The organism is Rhizobium sp. 01N424, from assembly GCF_056399485.1.
The window spans coordinates 1-16650 of the sequence record NZ_JBFTRK010000018.1 but is presented as its reverse complement, the minus strand read 5'-3'; the positions used below and the strand labels follow the sequence as shown (position 1 = coordinate 16650).

Genomic DNA, 16650 nt, shown 5'->3' with positions numbered 1-16650 from the left:
TGCGCGCCGCAATTACCGGAACGGCTTGCTGAGATAACGCGATCCCTGAATGCCGAAGCGCCATGGTGCTTCGGCATTTTTCGTGATGCCGATCCGCTTGCCCGAAACGATCGTAACCGGGGAGGAAGGGAAGAGCGCATAGGGCTCCCGGTCGAGCAGCCGGTCGTTGATGGCGATGCCGATGTCCATGGCCTGACAGAGCTTGCCCGGGCCGCTGCACAGGCTTGTCAGCTGATCCGTGCCGCGGCGCTCGGCCATCTCGGCGATGCCGCTTTCCGGCTCGATGGCACGGATGAGAACGGCCGAGCCCGGGGTGCAGACGAAGTTCAGGCACCAGTACATGCCGTAGATGCGGTAGATATAGACATTGCCCGGCGGGCCATACATCGCGCCGTTCCGCTTGGTCGGGCCGCGAAAACTGTGTGAGGCCTCGTCATCGGGGAAATAGGCTTCGGTCTCGGTGATCCGCCCGCCCATGCCGTTGACCAGAAGGTGACAGCCGAGAAGATCCCGGGCCACGGCGATCGCATCGCGCTCGAAGAAATCGCGAAGCGCTCCGCCTTCCAGAGGCGCTGCGCCGATCGGTCCCTGCATATTCAATTGATGCCCTCGCTATCGGCCGTCCGCCGGTGCTCTGCAAAGATCTTCACCAGCCAGTCGATGAAGACGCGCACGCGCGGCGAAAGCTGGCGGTTGCGCGGATAAAGAAGCGAGACCGGCGTCTCCGTCAAGGGATAGTCTTTCAGGATCTGCACCAGTTCACCCGAGGCAAGGTAGCGCTCTGCGTGATAGCGCGGCACCTGGATGATGCCGAGGCCGCAACGGGCGGCGGCATGCAGGCTCTCGGCGGCATTCACCGAGATCGTCGCGGGTATGGTGATCTCGCGGACCTTGCCGTCGACGATGAATTCCAGCGGCATCAGCGTGCCTGTCGTCGAAGAGCGGAAACCGACCATGCGGTGGCCGTCCAGTCGGTCGGGATGTTCGGGCATGCCGTGGCGGGCGAGATATTCGGGCGAGGCGAGCGTCATCTCCTCCAGCATGGCGACGCGGCGGGCGATCATGTCGCTGTCCTGCGGGATGCCGACGCGCAGCACGCAATCGATGCCCTCACGCACCAGATCGACCAGCCGGTCGCCCTCGCTCATGTAGAACTCGATATCGGGATAGGTATCGAGAAATGAAGGCAGGCTGGGCAGCACGAAATGCCGGGCAAGCGTGCCGTGCACATCGACTCGCAGCATGCCCTTCGGTTTGGCACCGGCAAAGGCGCCTTCGGCATCCTCGATATCGGCGAGGATCGACAGGCAGCGCTGGTAATAGGCCTCGCCATCGAGCGTCGGGCTGACGTGCCGGGTGGTGCGCTGCAGGAGCTGGACGCCGAGCCGGGCTTCCAGCTGCTTGACCGCATCCGTCACCGTCGAGCGCGGCAGGCCGGTATCCTCGGCGGCAGCGGTGAAGCTGCGGCGTTCCACGACGCGGGAATAGACCCGCATGGCATCGAATCTGTCCATTTTGTTCGAATTATCCGGATAGTGATGCCGAAGAATGCCTGATTATCCGAAAGAGGGAAAGGGCCATCTTCTTCTCATCGAAACGCGCTGAAGCGCAGACCACTGAAGGAGAAAGAAGATGGCTAGTCAGGACAACAAGGTCGCTCTGGTTACCGGCGCCTCGCGCGGCATAGGCGCGGCAATCGCCGAACGCCTCGCAAAAGACGGCTTCACCGTCGTCATCAATTATTCTGGCAATGCGGCGCTCGCCGAAGAGCTTTCTGCCAAGATCGAGAAGGCTGGCGGCAAGGCGCTGACGGCGAAGGCCGATGTCAGCGATGCCGGGGCGGTGCGCCGGATGTTCGATGCAGCGGAAGCTGCCTTCGGCGGCGTCGATGTGCTCGTCAACAATGCCGGCATCATGATGCTCTCGACGCTCGCCGAAGCCGATGACGAGAACTTCGACAGGCAGATCGCCGTCAATCTGAAGGGCACGTTCAACACGCTGCGCGAAGCCGCGAAGCGCCTGCGCAACGGCGGCCGGATCGTCAACTTCTCGACCAGCGTCGTCGGCCTGAAGCTCGAGAGCTACGCCGTCTATGCCGGCACCAAGGCTGCCGTCGAAACGATGACCGGCATCATGGCCAAGGAAATGCGCGGCCGCGGCATCACCGTCAACGCCGTTGCACCGGGACCGACCGCCACCGATCTTTTCCTCAACGGCAAGTCGGACGAGCTCGTCGCCCGCATGGCGAAGATGAACCCGCTGGAACGCCTGGGCACGCCCGAGGATATCGCCGCCGCCGTGTCGTTCCTCGCCGGTCCCGATGGCGTCTGGATCAATGGCCAGGTGCTGCGTGCCAATGGCGGCCTGATCTGATCGATCCCGGGGGCGGCATCGCCGCCTCCCTTCACCCAAGAGCACAAGGAGCAGGACAATGAGCAAGCAAGTTATCGTCGTCACCGGTGCATCGAGCGGCTTCGGCGCCATGAGCGCCAGGGCGCTCGCCAAAGCCGGACACACCGTCTATGCGGGCATCCGCGCCACCACCACCCGCAACGCTAAGGCCGTTGCTGATGCGGCGGCTTTCGCCAGGGACAACGGTGCGGACCTGCGTAGCATCGAACTCGATGTCACCGACGATGCATCGATCGAGCAGGCGGTCGCAAAGATCGTTGCCGAAAACGGTCAGCTCGATGTGATCGTCCACAATGCCGGACACATGTCCTTCGGTCCGGCCGAAGCCTTCACGCCGGAGCAATATGCCGAGCTGTTCGACATCAATGTTCTCTCGACGCAGCGGCTGAATCGTGCGGCGCTGCCGCAGCTTCGCAAGCAGGGCAGGGGTCTGATCGTTTGGGTTTCCTCGTCGAGCACCCGCGGTGGCACGCCGCCGTTCCTGGCGCCCTATTTCGCCGCCAAGGCCGCGATGGACTCACTGGCGGTTTCCTATGCCAGCGAGCTCACCCGCTGGGGCATCGAGACTTCGATCATCGTTCCCGGCGCCTTTACAAAGGGCACCAACCACTTCGCCCATTCCGGCTCACCGGCGGATACGGCGCGGACTGCCGAATATCTTGACGGTCCCTACAAGGGCGTTTCGGACAAGGCGCTGCAGGGGCTGGCATCGCTGGAGCCTGAAGATGCCGATCCGGAAGAGGTTGCCCGTGCGATCGTGGATGTCGTCGGCAAGCGCCCGTTCCGCGTCCATATCGATCCGTCTGAGGATGGGGCCGAGATCGTCAACGGTGTTGCCGATCGGCTCAGGGCGGAACTCTTCTATCGCGTCGGTCTCGAAGACCTGCTGAAGCCTTCCGTGATCGGCTGATCGGCGCTTGATTGTTGCAATTTTGCGAACACTGCTATGCGAATCAAACGCCTTACAAACTCCGCAATAGGGCATATATCTATTGGGTAAGGGGCGACGGAAAGTCTCCGTTCCGAAGCCCGCCTCCCGGGTCCGCCGAGCCATTTCCCCTGGTGACGCGGTGGACCACCAAATTCAAAGTCGATGATTGACGGCCCGTTGAAGGTATCCCTCCCTTCCGGGCCGTTTTCATTTTCAGGGGTCGTTCAGCTTGGCATCGGCCAGCAGTTTGACCATCCAGTCGACGAAGACGCGGACCTTGTTGCTGAGGTGACGGTTCGGCGGATAGACGATGTAAAGCGGGATCGGCTCGCGCGACCATTGCGGCAAAACCTCAATCAGCTCGCCTTTCTTGATCGCGTCGCGGGCCATGAAACGTAGCGTCTGCCCGATTCCCAATCCCGTCGTCAGCGCGCTTATGAAGGTTCTGCCGTCGTTGACGGCCAGCATATAGCGTGGCGTGATCTCTAGATGTTCGTCGTCGCGGTCAAATTCGAAGGGCAGGGCGCGGCCCGTCTGGGCGCGAAAATAGTTGATCGTATAGTGGTCGTTTTCGAGGTCCTGCGGCCGTTCCGGCTCGCCGAATTTCTGGATATAGAGCGGGGCGGCGCAGGTGACGATTTCGAGTTCGGATACACGCCTGGCGATCAACGACTGATCAGCAGGCGTGCCGGCGCGCAGCGCGCAATCGACATTCTCTGCAAGGTAATCGACGGTGCGGTCGCCGACACCCAGATCGATGCGGATATCGGGGTATTTCTGATAGAAATCGCAGAGTGCCGGGACCACGATGGAATCGGCGAAAGCGCCTGCCATTTCAACGCGCAAGCGGCCGGTCGGCAAGCTTTGCGAATTGGAAAGGCTGCCGTCCAGTTCTTCCAGTTCCGAGACGATCTGCGAGGCGCGTTCGTAGTAGAGCGCGCCATCGGTCGTGACCATGACGCGTCTCGTCGTGCGGTTGAGAAGCTTGGTGCGCAGATGGGCCTCGAGGCCCTGGATCAAATTGGTCACGGTGGCCTTTGGCATCGACAGAGTGTCGGCGGCCCGTGTAAAGTTACCCGTCTCCACTACGCGGATGAAGGCGCGCATTGCCGAGAGCTGGTCCATGATGGGATCTCCACAGTTTGCACTGCGATATTATTCGAAATACGGAACAGTGTAATCAGAATGGCGGTTCTTATTCCGTGGCCTGAATAACAATATGTTTTTTACAAGTTTGGCAAGCCGTGGCGTTTCGTCATGTGTTATGCGGCTAACAGGATTACAAGGCCGATGACGGTGCAGGTGAAAGACATGGTGTTCGAGAAGGTGGCCATCGGCCCCGTCTCTACGCGCGTCTATCAGGGCGCCGAATACGGCAAGGGTTCGCCGATCGTCTTGTTCTTTCACGGCGGCGCTTTTCAGGGCTCCGGTCTTCAGGACAGTGCCGTAGCCGAAAGCATTGCCAGCGCCGGTGCCATCGTCGTCGTCGCCGATTACAATGCGCCGCTCGGCGGTGTCTTTCCGAAGCCGCTCGAAGTTGGCTATTCGCTCTTCTCCTACATGGCCAACAAGCGGGCGTCCGGTCTTGGCGACCGCAACTCGCTGCTGCTGGTGGCCGGTGAGGAAGCGGGCGGCAATATCGCTGCCGGTGTGGCGTTGAAGGCGCGCGACCATTACGCCAATGCGCTGAATGGCCAGATCCTGATTTCGCCGCTGCTCGATCCTTTCATGGGAACGTCGTCGATCCGAAAGGCCGATGTCGCAGGCATGCGGCAGCGCTGGACGGAAGGCTGGAGCCATTATCTCAGCGGCGGCGGCTGCCACCCTTATGCGGCACCAAGCCTCTGCTCGCGAATTTCGGGTGTCGCGCCGGCACTGGTCATGACAGCAGAAGACGATCCCCTTCGCGACGAGACGCTTGGCTATGCCGCGCGTCTCAAGAAGGCGGAAGTTTCGGTTCGCCAGCACGTTCTCCCCGCCGGGAAGGGCTGGCCGTCAATCTACGGTGGGAAAACGGAAGGAGTGTCCGACTGGCAGGCGACTATCAGCCGTGAGTTCGGAAGTTTCATCCGCGAGTTAAGCGTCCAACCCCAATTGCATTGAAGTCTTGTTGTGAATGAGCGGCCGTTGAGGCCGCAAGGAGAGATACCGATGACGTCCAGAAAGAAGCGCTGGGCCCTCGTGGGCGCCGGCTTGGGCCTTGCTGCGTCTGTTTCAGCCGCTGCCATCTTTTTCGAACTGCCGATGAGCACGGTCGCGACCGCCGCTTCGGAACCCGCACAGGCTCCCGCTGTGCCGGTTACCGTCGCCCTGGTCCAGAACCGTGACGTCACTGCCTGGGAGAATTTCTCGGGCCGTCTCGAAGCGGTCGATCGCGTTCAGGTCCGTCCCCGCGTTGCGGGTGCTATCCAGTCCGTGCATTTCCGTGAAGGCGCGCTGGTGAAGACCGGCGATCTGCTCTTCACCATCGATCCGGCACCTTACCAGGCAGCCGTGGCGCAGGCGCAGGGCCAGGTGGCGTCGGCCGATGCCAAGGTCAGCCTGGCGCAGACCGAGCTCGATCGCGGCCATCGGCTTTCCGACAACCGGACGATCTCGCAGAGCGATCTCGATCAGCGTCAAAGCACGCTGGCCGAAGCACAGGCGGGTCTCCGTTCGGCCCAGGCAGCCCTGCAGTCGGCCCAGCTCGACCTCGACTATACGCAGGTGCGGGCTCCGGTTTCCGGCCGTATCGGCAAGTTTGAAGTCACCGTCGGCAACCTCGTCGCCGCCGGTTCGGCATCGCCCGAGCTGACGACGCTGGTTTCCGTCGATCCGATCTATGCAAGCTTCAATGCCAGCGAAGAGATGGTCACCAAGGCCCTCTCCGAGCTTCCGGCAACGGATGGCGCCTTGCCTGCCGTCGAGCAGATTCCGGTCGAAGTCGGCACGCTTGCCGATGACGGCACGCCGATCAAGGGCAAGCTGCAGCTCGTCGACAACGTCGTCGATGCCGCAAGCGGCACGATCGCTGTTCGCGCCGTCTTCGACAATCCGGGCGGCAAGCTGATCCCCGGCCAGTTCGTGCGGGTCCGCATGGGCCAGCCGAAGGCCGAGAACAAGATCGTCATCAGTGACCGCGCCGTCGGCACCGACCAGGACAAGAAGTTCGTCTTCGTGGTCGATGGCGATAACAAGGTCGGCTACCGCCAGGTCAAGCTCGGCGCCATCTATGACGGCCAGCGCGTCGTCGAAGACGGCCTGAAGGCCGGCGAGAAGATCGTCGTCAACGGCCTGCAGCGCATCCGTCCGGGCGCCGTCGTCGCGCCGCAGATGGAAGAGAAGGTCGCGACCAACTGAGACCTGGCTTCTCCCCGCGGGGAGAAGCGGAATCCCTCATTATTCCTACCCCGCCGGCGGCCTCCCAAGCCGCCGGAATGGGACGTTGCATTCCACGTTCATCCCGGAGAGGGCTTTGATATGAACATCTCCAGATTCTTTATCGACCGGCCGGTCTTTGCCGGCGTGCTGTCGGTCCTGATCGTCGTCGCAGGTTTGATCGGCCTGCGCTCGCTGCCGATCTCGGAATATCCCGAGGTAGTGCCGCCGTCGATCGTCGTGCGCGCCACCTATCCTGGCGCCAACCCCTCGGTCATCGCCGAGACGGTGGCAACACCGCTCGAAGAGCAGATCAACGGCGTCGAAGGCATGCTTTACATGGCAAGCCAGGCGACGTCGGACGGCGTTCTCAACGTTACCGTCACCTTCAAGCTCGGCACCGATCCCGACAAGGCGCAGCAGCTGGTTCAGAACCGCGTGTCGCAGGCCGAGCCGCGTCTGCCGGCCGAAGTTCGCGCGCTCGGTCTGACGACCGTCAAGAGCTCGCCGAACTTCATCATGGTCGTCAACATCGTCTCGACCGGCGGTGATCACGACATCACCTATCTGCGCAACTACGCAACCCTGAACATCAAGGACCGCCTTGCCCGTATCGAGGGCGTCGGCCAGGTGCAGGTGTTCGGCGCCGGTGACTATTCGATGCGCGTCTGGATCGATCCGCAGAAAGCCGCCGAGCACAATCTCGCCGCCAGCGACATCAGCAACGCGATCAGCTCCCAGAACGTTCAGGCCGCTGCCGGTATCATCGGTGCGTCGCCGAGCCCGCAGGGTGTCGATCTTCAGCTGAACGTCAATGCCCAGGGCCGTCTGCGCACGCCGGAGGAATTCGGCAACATCATCGTCAAGACGGGGGCCAACGGCCAGATCACCCGCCTTCGCGACGTCGCCCGCATCGAGCTCGGAGCGGCCGACTATACGCTGCGCTCGCTGCTCGACGGCGAGCCCGCCGTTGCCGTCGCGGTTCTCCAGGCCCCCGGCTCGAACGCCATCCAGATCGCCGACAACGTCAATGCGACGATGCAGGAACTGCAGAAGGCGATGCCGACAGGCGTCAAATACGAGATCGTCTATGACACGACGAAGTTCGTTCGCGCCTCGATCGAGAAGGTCATCGACACGTTGCTCGAAGCCATCGCGCTCGTCGTGCTCGTCGTCATTATCTTCCTGCAGACGTGGCGTGCCTCGATCATTCCGCTGATCGCCGTCCCCGTGTCGATCATCGGTACCTTCGCGGTCATGTACGCCTTCGGCTTCTCGATCAACGCGCTCAGCCTGTTCGGGCTGGTGCTGGCGATCGGTATCGTCGTCGACGACGCGATCGTCGTCGTCGAAAACGTCGAGCGAAACATCGAGGCGGGTCTCAGCCCGCGTGCCGCTACCTACAAGGCGATGAAGGAAGTGTCCGGTCCGATCATTGCGATCGCCCTGGTGCTCGTCGCGGTGTTCGTGCCGCTCGCCTTCATCTCCGGTCTGTCGGGTCAGTTCTACCGCCAGTTCGCGCTGACGATCGCCATTTCGACCGTCATCTCCGCCTTCAACTCGCTGACGCTGTCTCCGGCACTCGCAGCTCTGCTCCTCAAGGGGCATGGTGCGAAGAAGGACTGGCTGACTCGGTTCATGGATGCGATCTTCGGCTGGTTCTTCCGCGGCTTCAACCGTGCCTTCGGCTCGGGTTCGAATGCCTATGGCAAGGGCGTCGGCGGTCTTCTGTCGCGCAAGAGCATCGTCATGGTCATCTACCTGGCACTGGTGGGGGCAACCTATAGCCTGTTCACCGCGGTGCCCGGCGGCTTCGTGCCGTCGCAGGACAAGCAGTATCTGATCGGCTTTGCCCAGCTGCCGGATGCCGCCAGCCTCGACCGCACCGAAGACGTCATCAAGCGGATGACCGATATCGCGCTGAAGCAGCCGGGTGTCGCCAATGCGATCGCCTTCCCGGGCCTGTCGATCAACGGCTTCACCAACTCGTCCAACGCCGGCATCGTCTTCGTGACGCTGAAGGATTTCGACGAGCGTAAGACGCCTGATCTTTCGGGCGGGGCAATCGCCATGGCGCTGAACCAGAAGTTCGGTGTCATCCAGGACGCCTTCATAGCCATGTTCCCGCCGCCGCCGGTCAACGGTCTCGGCACCACGGGTGGCTTCAAGCTGCAGATCGAGGACCGTGCCGGTCTCGGCAACCAGGCTCTCGACGAAGCGACCAAAGCCGTGCTCGCCAAGGCCTACCAGACGCCGGAACTCGCAGGCATCTTCTCGAGCTTCCAGATCAACGTGCCGCAGCTCTATGCCGATCTCGACCGCGCCAAGGCCGAGCAGCTCGGGGTTTCCGTCACCGACGTCTTCCAGACGCTGCAGATCTATCTCGGCTCGCTCTACGTCAACGACTTCAACGCCTTCGGCCGCACCTACAGCGTCCGCGTGCAAGCCGATGCCAAGTTCCGTGCACAGCCGGAAGATATCGGTCAGTTGAAGGTTCGGTCGGCATCCGGCCAGATGATCCCGCTTTCGGCCCTGCTGAAAGTCGATGCCACGACCGGTCCGGAGCGCACGAACCGCTATAACGGCTTCCTCGCTGCCGATATCAATGGCGGTCCGGCACCGGGCTTCTCGTCCGGACAGGCGCAGGCTGCGATCGAGAAGATCCTCAAGGAGACGCTGCCATCCGGCATCGACTTCGAATGGACGGATCTGACCTATCAGCAGATCCTTGCCGGCAACTCGAGCGTCGTCGTGTTCCCGCTGGCCCTGCTGCTCGTCTTCCTGGTGCTGGCTGCCCAGTATGAGAGCCTGACGCTGCCGCTGGCGATCATCATGATCGTGCCGATGGGTGTGCTTGCCGCCTTGACGGGTGTCTGGCTCACCGGTGGAGACAACAACATCTTCACGCAGATCGGCCTCGTGGTCCTTGTGGGTCTTTCGGCGAAGAACGCGATCCTGATCGTGGAATTCGCCCGAGAACTGGAGTTCGAAGGACGCACGCCGGTGCAGGCGGCGGTCGAAGCGAGCCGCATGCGTCTTCGCCCGATCCTGATGACCTCCATGGCCTTCATCATGGGCGTCGTGCCGCTCGTCACCTCGACGGGTGCGGGTGCCGAAATGCGCGCCGCCATGGGTATCGCGGTGTTCTCCGGCATGATCGGTGTGACCTTCTTCGGCATCTTCATGACGCCGGTGTTCTACGTGCTGCTGCGCAAGCTGGCTGGCAATCGCCCGCTGATCCAGCACAACGACAACCATCCGGTGGATGAAGAAGACCATATGAAGGTCGCAGCCGAGTAAGCGGCAACCCCAGAGTGAAACAGGAAGGCGGGACATTTGGTCCCGCCTTTTTCATTTGCATCGCCCGGTCAGCCGGTTAGTCTTTGATGAACGTACATCGGCCGGGTGGAGTTAGGCCGATGAAGCGCATAGCGGAGGAATGCATGCATATCGCGATTATCGGTGCGGCCGGCATGGTCGGCCGGAAGCTGACGGCGCGTCTCGTCGAGGACAAAGTTCTCGGCAGCGCGGAAATCTCGGCCCTTTCGTTGATCGACGTCATCGAACCGGAAAAGCCGGCGGGGTTTGCCGGCACGGTGAATGCATGGGCATCCGACATTTCGGCGCACGGTGAAGCAGCGAAGATCGTTGCCGGCCGGCCCGACCTGATCTTCCATCTGGCAGCGATCGTTTCGGGGGAGGCGGAGCTCGATTTCGAGAAGGGCTACCGGATCAATCTCGACGGCACGCGCGATCTCCTCGAAGCGATCCGGCTCGCGCATATCGAGGCTGGCTACAAGCCGCGTGTGGTCTTCACCTCGTCGCTGGCCGTCTTCGGTTCACCCTTCCCGAAGGTCATTCCCGATGATTTCCACCAGACGCCGCTGACGAGCTACGGCGCGCAGAAGGCGATGAGCGAGCTGCTGCTGTCCGATTACAGCCGCCGCGGTTTCCTCGACGGTATCGGTATCCGGCTGCCGACCATCTGCATCCGCCCGGGCAAGCCCAACAAGGCAGCCTCGGGCTTCTTCTCCGGTATCCTGCGCGAACCGCTCGCCGGACAGGAAGCCATCTTGCCGGTGCCGGATACCGTGCGTCACTGGCATGCATCGCCACGCTCGGCCGTCGGCTTTCTGCTGCAGGCGTCGCGGATCGATCTCGCGCCGCTTGGCCCACAGCGCAGCCTCACGATGCCCGGCGTCAGCGCCACGGTCGGCGAACAGATCGAGGCTCTCAGGCGTGTTGCCGGGGAGGGCGCCGCGAAGCTCATCCGCCGCCAGCCCGACGAACTGATCATGCGCATCGTTTCCGGCTGGCCGGAGGCTTTCGAGGCGAAGCGCGCGGGCGCCCTCGGCTTCGTTGCCGACTCGTCCTTCGACGAGATCATCCGCATTCACATAGACGACGAGCTTGGAGGCAAGATCGGATGAGCAGCACACGGAACATCGCCTTCCTCGGCACCGGCCTGATGGGCGGGCCGATGGCGCGCCGGTTGCTGGGCGCGGGCTTTGCGCTCACGGTTTGGAACCGGGATGCCAGCAAGGCTGCGCCACTTTCGGCTGACGGCGCGCGGATTGCAGGTAATGCAAGTGAAGCGGCAAAGGGCGCGAATATCGTCTTCACCATGCTGTCGGATGGCAATGCCGTTGAGGACGTCCTCTTCAACCAGGGTGTTGCAGCAGCGCTTGCCGCAGGTGCGGTTGTTATCGACTGCAGCTCGATCGCGCCCAAGGCGGCGCGGGATCATGCGCAGCGCCTTGCCGAACGCGGCATCCGGCATATCGACGCGCCGGTTTCCGGCGGTGTCGTCGGTGCAGCAGCCGGGACGCTGGCGATCATGGCGGGCGGGGAGGGGGCTGTTATCGCCGAACTGGCGGAGGTCTTTGCGCCGCTCGGCCGCGTCACCCATGTTGGGCCCACCGGAACCGGACAGCTTGCCAAGCTCGGCAACCAGCAGATCGTTGCGGTGACCATCGGTGCCGTTGCCGAAGCGATGATGCTGGTGGAAGCCGGTGGCGGTTCACGCGAGGCGTTTCGCAATGCGATCCGCGGCGGTTTCGCCGAGAGCCGTATCCTCGATCTGCATGGCCAGCGCATGGTCGATCATAATTTCGGCACCGGCGGCCCTTCGAAGCTGCAGCTCAAGGATCTGAATAATATCCTGGCTGTGGCAGAGAGCCTGTCGCTGGCATTGCCGCTAACAGAAACCGTGCGCGCCGAGTTCGCCGAATTCGTCGCGGGCGGCGGAGGCGACGTCGACCACAGTGGCATTCTCCAGCATTTCGAGGACAAGCATTCGCGCGCCAAGCGGTGATGCCGGGTGCTTGATTCTCAAGTGAAAATACGATCCCGGCACAACCCATGAGCGTTTTTGTGACTGTTGTAAGGAACAGTTCACCTAGTAACTAGTTCGATAATACGGAGAAGCCTTCGTTAATCCGGCTTTGAGAAGGTGGTAATATCGGCAAAGGCCGCTGCTAGGTTGAGACTGCATTGCCCCATAACAAACCGACCCGGTCAGAACGTGAATTCCAGGATTTGCTGAGACGCCTCGAGCTTGCCCTTGATGCGTCGCAGATCGGTGTGTGGGAACATGATGTCCGCAAGAGCGGGATCGTCTGGGATGCGCAGATGCACCGTCTATACCAGACCGGCGAGACCAGCCGGCTGGTGCCGACAGCGATCTGGGAAAACGCCATCCACCCTGATGACCGGGACCGTGCCTTCGCAGAGTTCGACGATGCGATCGCGCGGCGCGGCGCCTACAATTCCGAATTTCGCATCATCTGGCCGAACGGCGAGATTCGTCACATGCGTTCGCGAGCGCATTTCTTCGTCAGCGAGGATGGCGCACCGTCGTTCATCGGCGCCGAATGGGATGTGACCGCTGATGTCGAGCTTGCCGCCGAACTGCAGCGCCAGCGCCTCGTTGCCGAAGCGCGGGCTAAAGCGCTGGAGGAAAGCAATGCGCGGATCGAGCATGCCGCCGAGCACGATTATCTGACGGGTCTGCCGAACCGCAGGCTTCTCGACAAGCGGCTTGCCGAGCTGCATGGCAACAAGTCGGTATCGTCGCTCGCGGTTCTGCATCTCGATCTCGACCAGTTCAAGCAGATCAACGACAGCCATGGCCATTCGGCCGGCGATACCGTTCTGCGTGCTGCTGCGCTGCGGATCAACGCAGGCATTCCCGCTGACGGCATGGTGGCCCGTGTCGGCGGCGATGAGTTCGTCATCATTCTATGGAATTTCGCAGGCCGCGAGGAACTGGATCGCATTGCCAGCGACCTGCAGCGCCGGCTCGGCAAGAAGATCCGGTTCGGACAGGAGCTCCTGCAATCCGGAACGTCGATTGGCGTTGCGTGGAACAACGGGCGCAACGCGCGCAATCTCCTGACCGAGTCCGATCTGGCGCTGTTCCAGGCCAAGAAGCTCGGCCGCAACCGCATTGAATTCTTCACCCGGCAGCTGCAGGACGACATTCAGAGCAAACGGCGGCTGGCCGAGGAGCTGAGGCTCGGGCTGGAGCGCCGCGAGATCGTTCCCTATTACCAGATCCAGCTCGACGCCAAGACCCGGGAGATTGCCGGCCTGGAGGCGCTGGCCCGCTGGATCCATCCTGAAAAGGGCGTGCTGTCTCCTGCTGTTTTCCTCAAGGTGGCTGACGAAAACGGTCTTGCCGCAGAGATCGACGCGGCCATTCTCAGCAGGGTTCTGGAAGACCGGCTCGACTGGCAGGCGCAGGGTGCTGTGGTCCCCCGTGTCGCCGTCAATATATCCGGCCCGCGGCTCTTCGATCCCGGGCTGCTTGCAAATCTGGGAGCCCTGAAGATCCCGCCGGGCGCCTTGTCCTTCGAACTGGTCGAAACCATCTTCCTCGACGATTCCGACGACCGTCTGGTCGCCAGCATCGAGCGCATCAAGCAGATGGGCATCGATATCGAGATCGACGATTTCGGCTCCGGCCATGCCTCGCTGATCGGGCTCGCCCGCCTGCGACCGAAGCGGCTGAAGATCGACCGGCAGCTGGTGACCGATATCGTCGGCTCGAAAGAACAACACCGCGTCGTCGGCTCGATCGTCGAGATCGCCAAGGCATTGAATGTCGAAGTGATTGCCGAGGGCGTCGAGACCGAGGGCCATGCCGAAGTGCTGACGGCGATCGGCTGCGATACGCTGCAGGGCTATGCGCTCGGCTACCCGGCGCCCGCGGCCGATATCGCCAGACTGATCGCGCCGCGTGCCCTGAACCACGCGACGCCAGGCGTCGGCGGACGATAGCTAGGCAGGGATTTCCATGTCGGCGCGGGCTTCCAGATACCACTCGATGAATGCCTTCACGCCCTGATCCAGCGTCGTTTCCGGCTTGTAGCCGGTCAGCGCCAGAAGCAGGTCGGGGCTGGCGAAGGTGCGGGGCACATCACCCTTCTGCATCGGCAGCATCGTGCGCTTTGCGGACTGGCCGAGTGCATGTTCGACGGTCTCGACGAAATCCATCAGGCTGACGGGCTGGCCGCCGCCGATATTGACGACGCGGAACGGCGCCTGGTGCGAGAGCGTCTCGACCTTGTCACCGGCGACACGATTTTCCTCGGAGGGAATGACAGCGGAGAGGCGGACGATCGATTCCACCAGATCGTCGATATAGGTGAAATCGCGGCTCATCTTGCCTTCGCCATAAATCTCGATCGGCTGGTCTTCGAGCATGTTCTTGACGAACTTGAAGAGCGCCATATCCGGTCGGCCCCAAGGACCGTAGACGGTAAAGAAGCGGAAGGCGGTGATGGGCAGCTTGTAGAGATGCGAATAGCTGTGCGCCATCAGCTCCATCGACTTCTTGGTCGCGGCATAGATGGTCAGTGGCTCGTCGGCGCGATCGGTCTCGCGGAAGGGGACGTCCGGGTTGGAGCCGTAGATCGACGAGGTCGAGGCGAGCATCAGGTGCTTCACCTTATACCGTTCGGCAAATTCCAGAATGTTCCAGGAGCCGTCGACGTTCGAACTGATGTAGGAACGCGGGTTCTCGATGCTGTATCGAACGCCCGCCTGCGCGGCGAGATGGATCAGCACGTCAGGCTGTGCCTTAGCGATGGCCGCCTCCAGCTTTTCGCGGTCTTCGAGCATGGCGATAGCAGGCGTGAAGGACGGAAACTGGCCCAGCGCCGCGTGGCGCATATGCTTGAGCTTGACGTTGTAATAGGGCGTCAGGCCGTCAAAGCCGGTCACCCGGTGACCATCCTGCAACAGGCGCCGCGCCAGGTGGAATCCGATGAAACCGGCCGTGCCTGTTATGAAATAGTGCATCCTCTTACTGCTTCTCGCTTTTCTTGCCGACGGCGAAGTAGCTGAAACCATGTCTACTGACTTCGGCGGCGGGATAGATGTTGCGCAGGTCGACGATCGTCGGCGTCTTGACCGTGGTCTTCAGGCGCTTGAAATCGAGGGCGCGGAATTCATCCCATTCCGTGACGATGACGATCGCGTCGGCACCCTCGGCGATCTCGTAGGGATCCTTGCCGTAGGTCACGTTGCCGAGCATGCCCTTGGAGGCCTCCATGCCTTCGGGATCGTATGCGTGAACCGCGGCACCACCGTCTAGCAGTGCCTGGATGATGGTGATCGACGGGGCATCACGCATGTCGTCGGTATTCGGCTTGAAGGTCAGGCCGAGAACGGCGATCTTCTTGCCGCGCACGCTGCCGTCGCAGGCGGCGATGACCTTACGGCCCATGGCGCGCTTGCGATTGTCGTTGATCGCCACCGTCGTCTCGATCAGCCGCATCGGGCTGTCGTAATCCTGCGCGGTCTTGACGAGCGCCAGCGTGTCCTTCGGGAAGCACGAGCCACCGTAGCCGGGGCCGGCATGCAGGAACTTGTCGCCGATGCGCTTGTCCATGCCGATGCCTTTTGCGACCTTCTGCACGTCGGCGCCGATCTGTTCGCAGAGGTCGGCGATCTCGTTGATGAAGGTGATCTTCATCGCCAGGAAGGCGTTGGCGGCGTATTTGATCAGCTCGGAGGTGCGGCGTTCGCAGAAATAGAGCGGCGCTTCGTTGAGATAAAGCGGGCGGTAGACCTCGCGCATGACTTCCACGGCGCGCGGCTCTTCGGTGCCGATGACGATGCGGTCAGGGCGCTTGAAGTCGGTGATCGCGGCACCTTCGCGCAGGAATTCCGGATTGGAGACGACGGCGATGTCCTTGCCGGGGAATTCGTCGCGGAAGATGCGCTCGATCTCGTCGCCGGTGCCGACCGGCACGGTGGACTTGGTGACGATGACGGTGAAGCCGGTGACGGCAGCGGCGATCTCACGGGCTGCGGCATAGACGTAGCTCAGATCGGCATGACCGTCGCCGCGGCGCGATGGGGTGCCGACAGCGATGAAGACGACGTCGGCAGCAGCGACGGGCGCCGCCAGATCTTTGGAAAAATCAAGGCGGCCGGCCGCCCGGTTATGCTCGATGATCGCGTCGAGGCCCGGCTCGAAGATCGGCACTTCGCCGCGCTCCAGGGCGTCGATCTTGGCTTCGGACTTGTCCACGCAGGTGATGTGGTGGCCGAAATCCGCAAGGCAGGCGCCGGACACCAGGCCAACATAACCAGAACCGATCATAACAATACGCATGGGATGACTTCCATCATGAAAAACGATCGCGTCCGCCACTGGCAGAACGCGACCGTGTTACAGAGCGAAAGTCATAAGTTCAAGACAAGTGCTGTTGTCAGTTGCGGCCGAACTCGTCCACGAGGCGAATGATGTCATCTTCGCCGAGATAGGAACCGGTCTGCACCTCGATGAGTTCCAGCATGATCTTGCCGGGATTGGCAAGGCGGTGGACTTCGCCGAGCGGGATATAGACCGACTCGTTTTCACGCAGCATCTGCACATTCTCGCCGATCGTCACTTCGGCAGTGCCCTTGACGACGATCCAGTGCTCGGAGCGGTGATG

The 16650-nt window shown here is 62.1% G+C and carries 14 protein-coding genes; 8 read left to right on the top strand and 6 right to left on the bottom strand.

Annotated elements, in window-relative coordinates; all coding sequences use genetic code 11:
* Positions 1 to 12: 12 nt before the first annotated feature.
* Complete coding sequence (locus AC1DNK_RS27940) at positions 13 to 594, bottom strand: DNA-3-methyladenine glycosylase (RefSeq protein WP_477944322.1); 582 nt, start codon at positions 592 to 594, stop codon at positions 13 to 15.
* A gap of 2 nt (positions 595 to 596) precedes the next feature.
* The gene (locus AC1DNK_RS27935; protein ID WP_477944320.1) at positions 597 to 1514 is read right to left on the bottom strand and encodes a LysR family transcriptional regulator; all 918 of its coding nucleotides are present in this window, start codon (positions 1512 to 1514) and stop codon (positions 597 to 599) included.
* A gap of 118 nt (positions 1515 to 1632) precedes the next feature.
* Between AC1DNK_RS27935 and AC1DNK_RS27930 the strand changes: the two genes are divergently transcribed.
* Both AC1DNK_RS27930 and AC1DNK_RS27925 read left to right on the top strand, forming a co-directional pair.
* Complete coding sequence (locus AC1DNK_RS27930; protein ID WP_477944318.1) at positions 1633 to 2373, top strand: SDR family oxidoreductase; 741 nt, start codon at positions 1633 to 1635, stop codon at positions 2371 to 2373.
* A gap of 58 nt (positions 2374 to 2431) precedes the next feature.
* Positions 2432 to 3322 (top strand): SDR family oxidoreductase, encoded by an 891-nt coding sequence (locus AC1DNK_RS27925; protein WP_477944316.1) that lies wholly within the window; start codon positions 2432 to 2434, stop codon positions 3320 to 3322.
* A 234-nt stretch (positions 3323 to 3556) separates the two neighbouring features.
* On the opposite strand, the gene AC1DNK_RS27920 is transcribed toward AC1DNK_RS27925, so the two are convergent.
* Positions 3557 to 4468 (bottom strand): LysR family transcriptional regulator, encoded by a 912-nt coding sequence (locus tag AC1DNK_RS27920; RefSeq protein WP_112390371.1) that lies wholly within the window; start codon positions 4466 to 4468, stop codon positions 3557 to 3559.
* A gap of 165 nt (positions 4469 to 4633) precedes the next feature.
* On the opposite strand from AC1DNK_RS27920, the gene AC1DNK_RS27915 reads away from it, so the two are divergent.
* From AC1DNK_RS27915 to AC1DNK_RS27890, 6 genes are all read left to right on the top strand, one after another.
* On the top strand, positions 4634 to 5446 hold the full coding sequence (locus AC1DNK_RS27915) for an alpha/beta hydrolase fold domain-containing protein (protein ID WP_112390372.1): 813 nt from the start codon (positions 4634 to 4636) through the stop codon (positions 5444 to 5446).
* A gap of 48 nt (positions 5447 to 5494) precedes the next feature.
* Positions 5495 to 6682 carry an efflux RND transporter periplasmic adaptor subunit gene (locus AC1DNK_RS27910; protein WP_112518335.1) on the top strand — a complete coding sequence of 396 codons (1188 nt, stop codon included), beginning with the start codon at positions 5495 to 5497 and terminating at the stop codon, positions 6680 to 6682.
* Positions 6683 to 6802: 120 nt separating this feature from the next.
* Entirely contained in the window at positions 6803 to 10000 is a 3198-nt protein-coding gene (locus AC1DNK_RS27905) for an efflux RND transporter permease subunit (protein ID WP_112390374.1), read from the top strand.
* 143 nt (positions 10001 to 10143) lie between these two features.
* A complete protein-coding gene (gene denD, locus AC1DNK_RS27900; protein WP_477944313.1) occupies positions 10144 to 11130 on the top strand; it encodes a D-erythronate dehydrogenase in 987 nt (328 codons plus the stop codon).
* On the top strand, positions 11127 to 12014 hold the full coding sequence (locus AC1DNK_RS27895; protein ID WP_477944312.1) for an NAD(P)-dependent oxidoreductase: 888 nt from the start codon (positions 11127 to 11129) through the stop codon (positions 12012 to 12014). The genes denD and AC1DNK_RS27895 overlap by 4 nt, the downstream gene beginning before the upstream one ends.
* Positions 12015 to 12193: 179 nt before the next feature.
* Positions 12194 to 13981: a putative bifunctional diguanylate cyclase/phosphodiesterase gene (locus AC1DNK_RS27890; RefSeq protein ID WP_477944310.1), complete on the top strand. Its 1788-nt coding sequence runs from the start codon at positions 12194 to 12196 to the stop codon at positions 13979 to 13981.
* Here AC1DNK_RS27890 and AC1DNK_RS27885 read toward each other — a convergent pair whose 3' ends face one another.
* The 3 genes from AC1DNK_RS27885 to AC1DNK_RS27875 form a co-directional block, all read right to left on the bottom strand.
* Entirely contained in the window at positions 13982 to 15004 is a 1023-nt protein-coding gene (locus AC1DNK_RS27885; protein WP_477944308.1) for an NAD-dependent epimerase, read from the bottom strand.
* 4 nt (positions 15005 to 15008) lie between these two features.
* Positions 15009 to 16325 (bottom strand): UDP-glucose dehydrogenase family protein, encoded by a 1317-nt coding sequence (locus AC1DNK_RS27880; RefSeq protein WP_477944306.1) that lies wholly within the window; start codon positions 16323 to 16325, stop codon positions 15009 to 15011.
* 97 nt (positions 16326 to 16422) lie between these two features.
* The coding region (locus tag AC1DNK_RS27875; protein WP_477944304.1) for a cupin domain-containing protein at positions 16423 to 16650 on the bottom strand (228 nt) is incomplete at its 5' end.

Excerpts from the sequence above, each read along its gene's own strand:
- AC1DNK_RS27925 (WP_477944316.1), top strand. The coding sequence starts at position 2,432 with ATGAGCAAGCAAGTTATCGTCGTCACCGGTGCATCGAGCGGCTTCGGC.
- AC1DNK_RS27910 (WP_112518335.1), top strand. The coding sequence starts at position 5,495 with ATGACGTCCAGAAAGAAGCGCTGGGCCCTCGTGGGCGCCGGCTTGGGC.
- AC1DNK_RS27915 (WP_112390372.1), top strand. The coding sequence starts at position 4,634 with ATGACGGTGCAGGTGAAAGACATGGTGTTCGAGAAGGTGGCCATCGGC.
- AC1DNK_RS27920 (WP_112390371.1), bottom strand. The coding sequence starts at position 4,468 with ATGGACCAGCTCTCGGCAATGCGCGCCTTCATCCGCGTAGTGGAGACG.
- AC1DNK_RS27935 (WP_477944320.1), bottom strand. The coding sequence starts at position 1,514 with ATGGACAGATTCGATGCCATGCGGGTCTATTCCCGCGTCGTGGAACGC.
- AC1DNK_RS27895 (WP_477944312.1), top strand. The coding sequence starts at position 11,127 with ATGAGCAGCACACGGAACATCGCCTTCCTCGGCACCGGCCTGATGGGC.
- AC1DNK_RS27880 (WP_477944306.1), bottom strand. The coding sequence starts at position 16,325 with ATGCGTATTGTTATGATCGGTTCTGGTTATGTTGGCCTGGTGTCCGGC.
- AC1DNK_RS27940 (WP_477944322.1), bottom strand. The coding sequence starts at position 594 with ATGCAGGGACCGATCGGCGCAGCGCCTCTGGAAGGCGGAGCGCTTCGC.
- AC1DNK_RS27905 (WP_112390374.1), top strand. The coding sequence starts at position 6,803 with ATGAACATCTCCAGATTCTTTATCGACCGGCCGGTCTTTGCCGGCGTG.
- denD (WP_477944313.1), top strand. The coding sequence starts at position 10,144 with ATGCATATCGCGATTATCGGTGCGGCCGGCATGGTCGGCCGGAAGCTG.
- AC1DNK_RS27885 (WP_477944308.1), bottom strand. The coding sequence starts at position 15,004 with ATGCACTATTTCATAACAGGCACGGCCGGTTTCATCGGATTCCACCTG.
- AC1DNK_RS27930 (WP_477944318.1), top strand. The coding sequence starts at position 1,633 with ATGGCTAGTCAGGACAACAAGGTCGCTCTGGTTACCGGCGCCTCGCGC.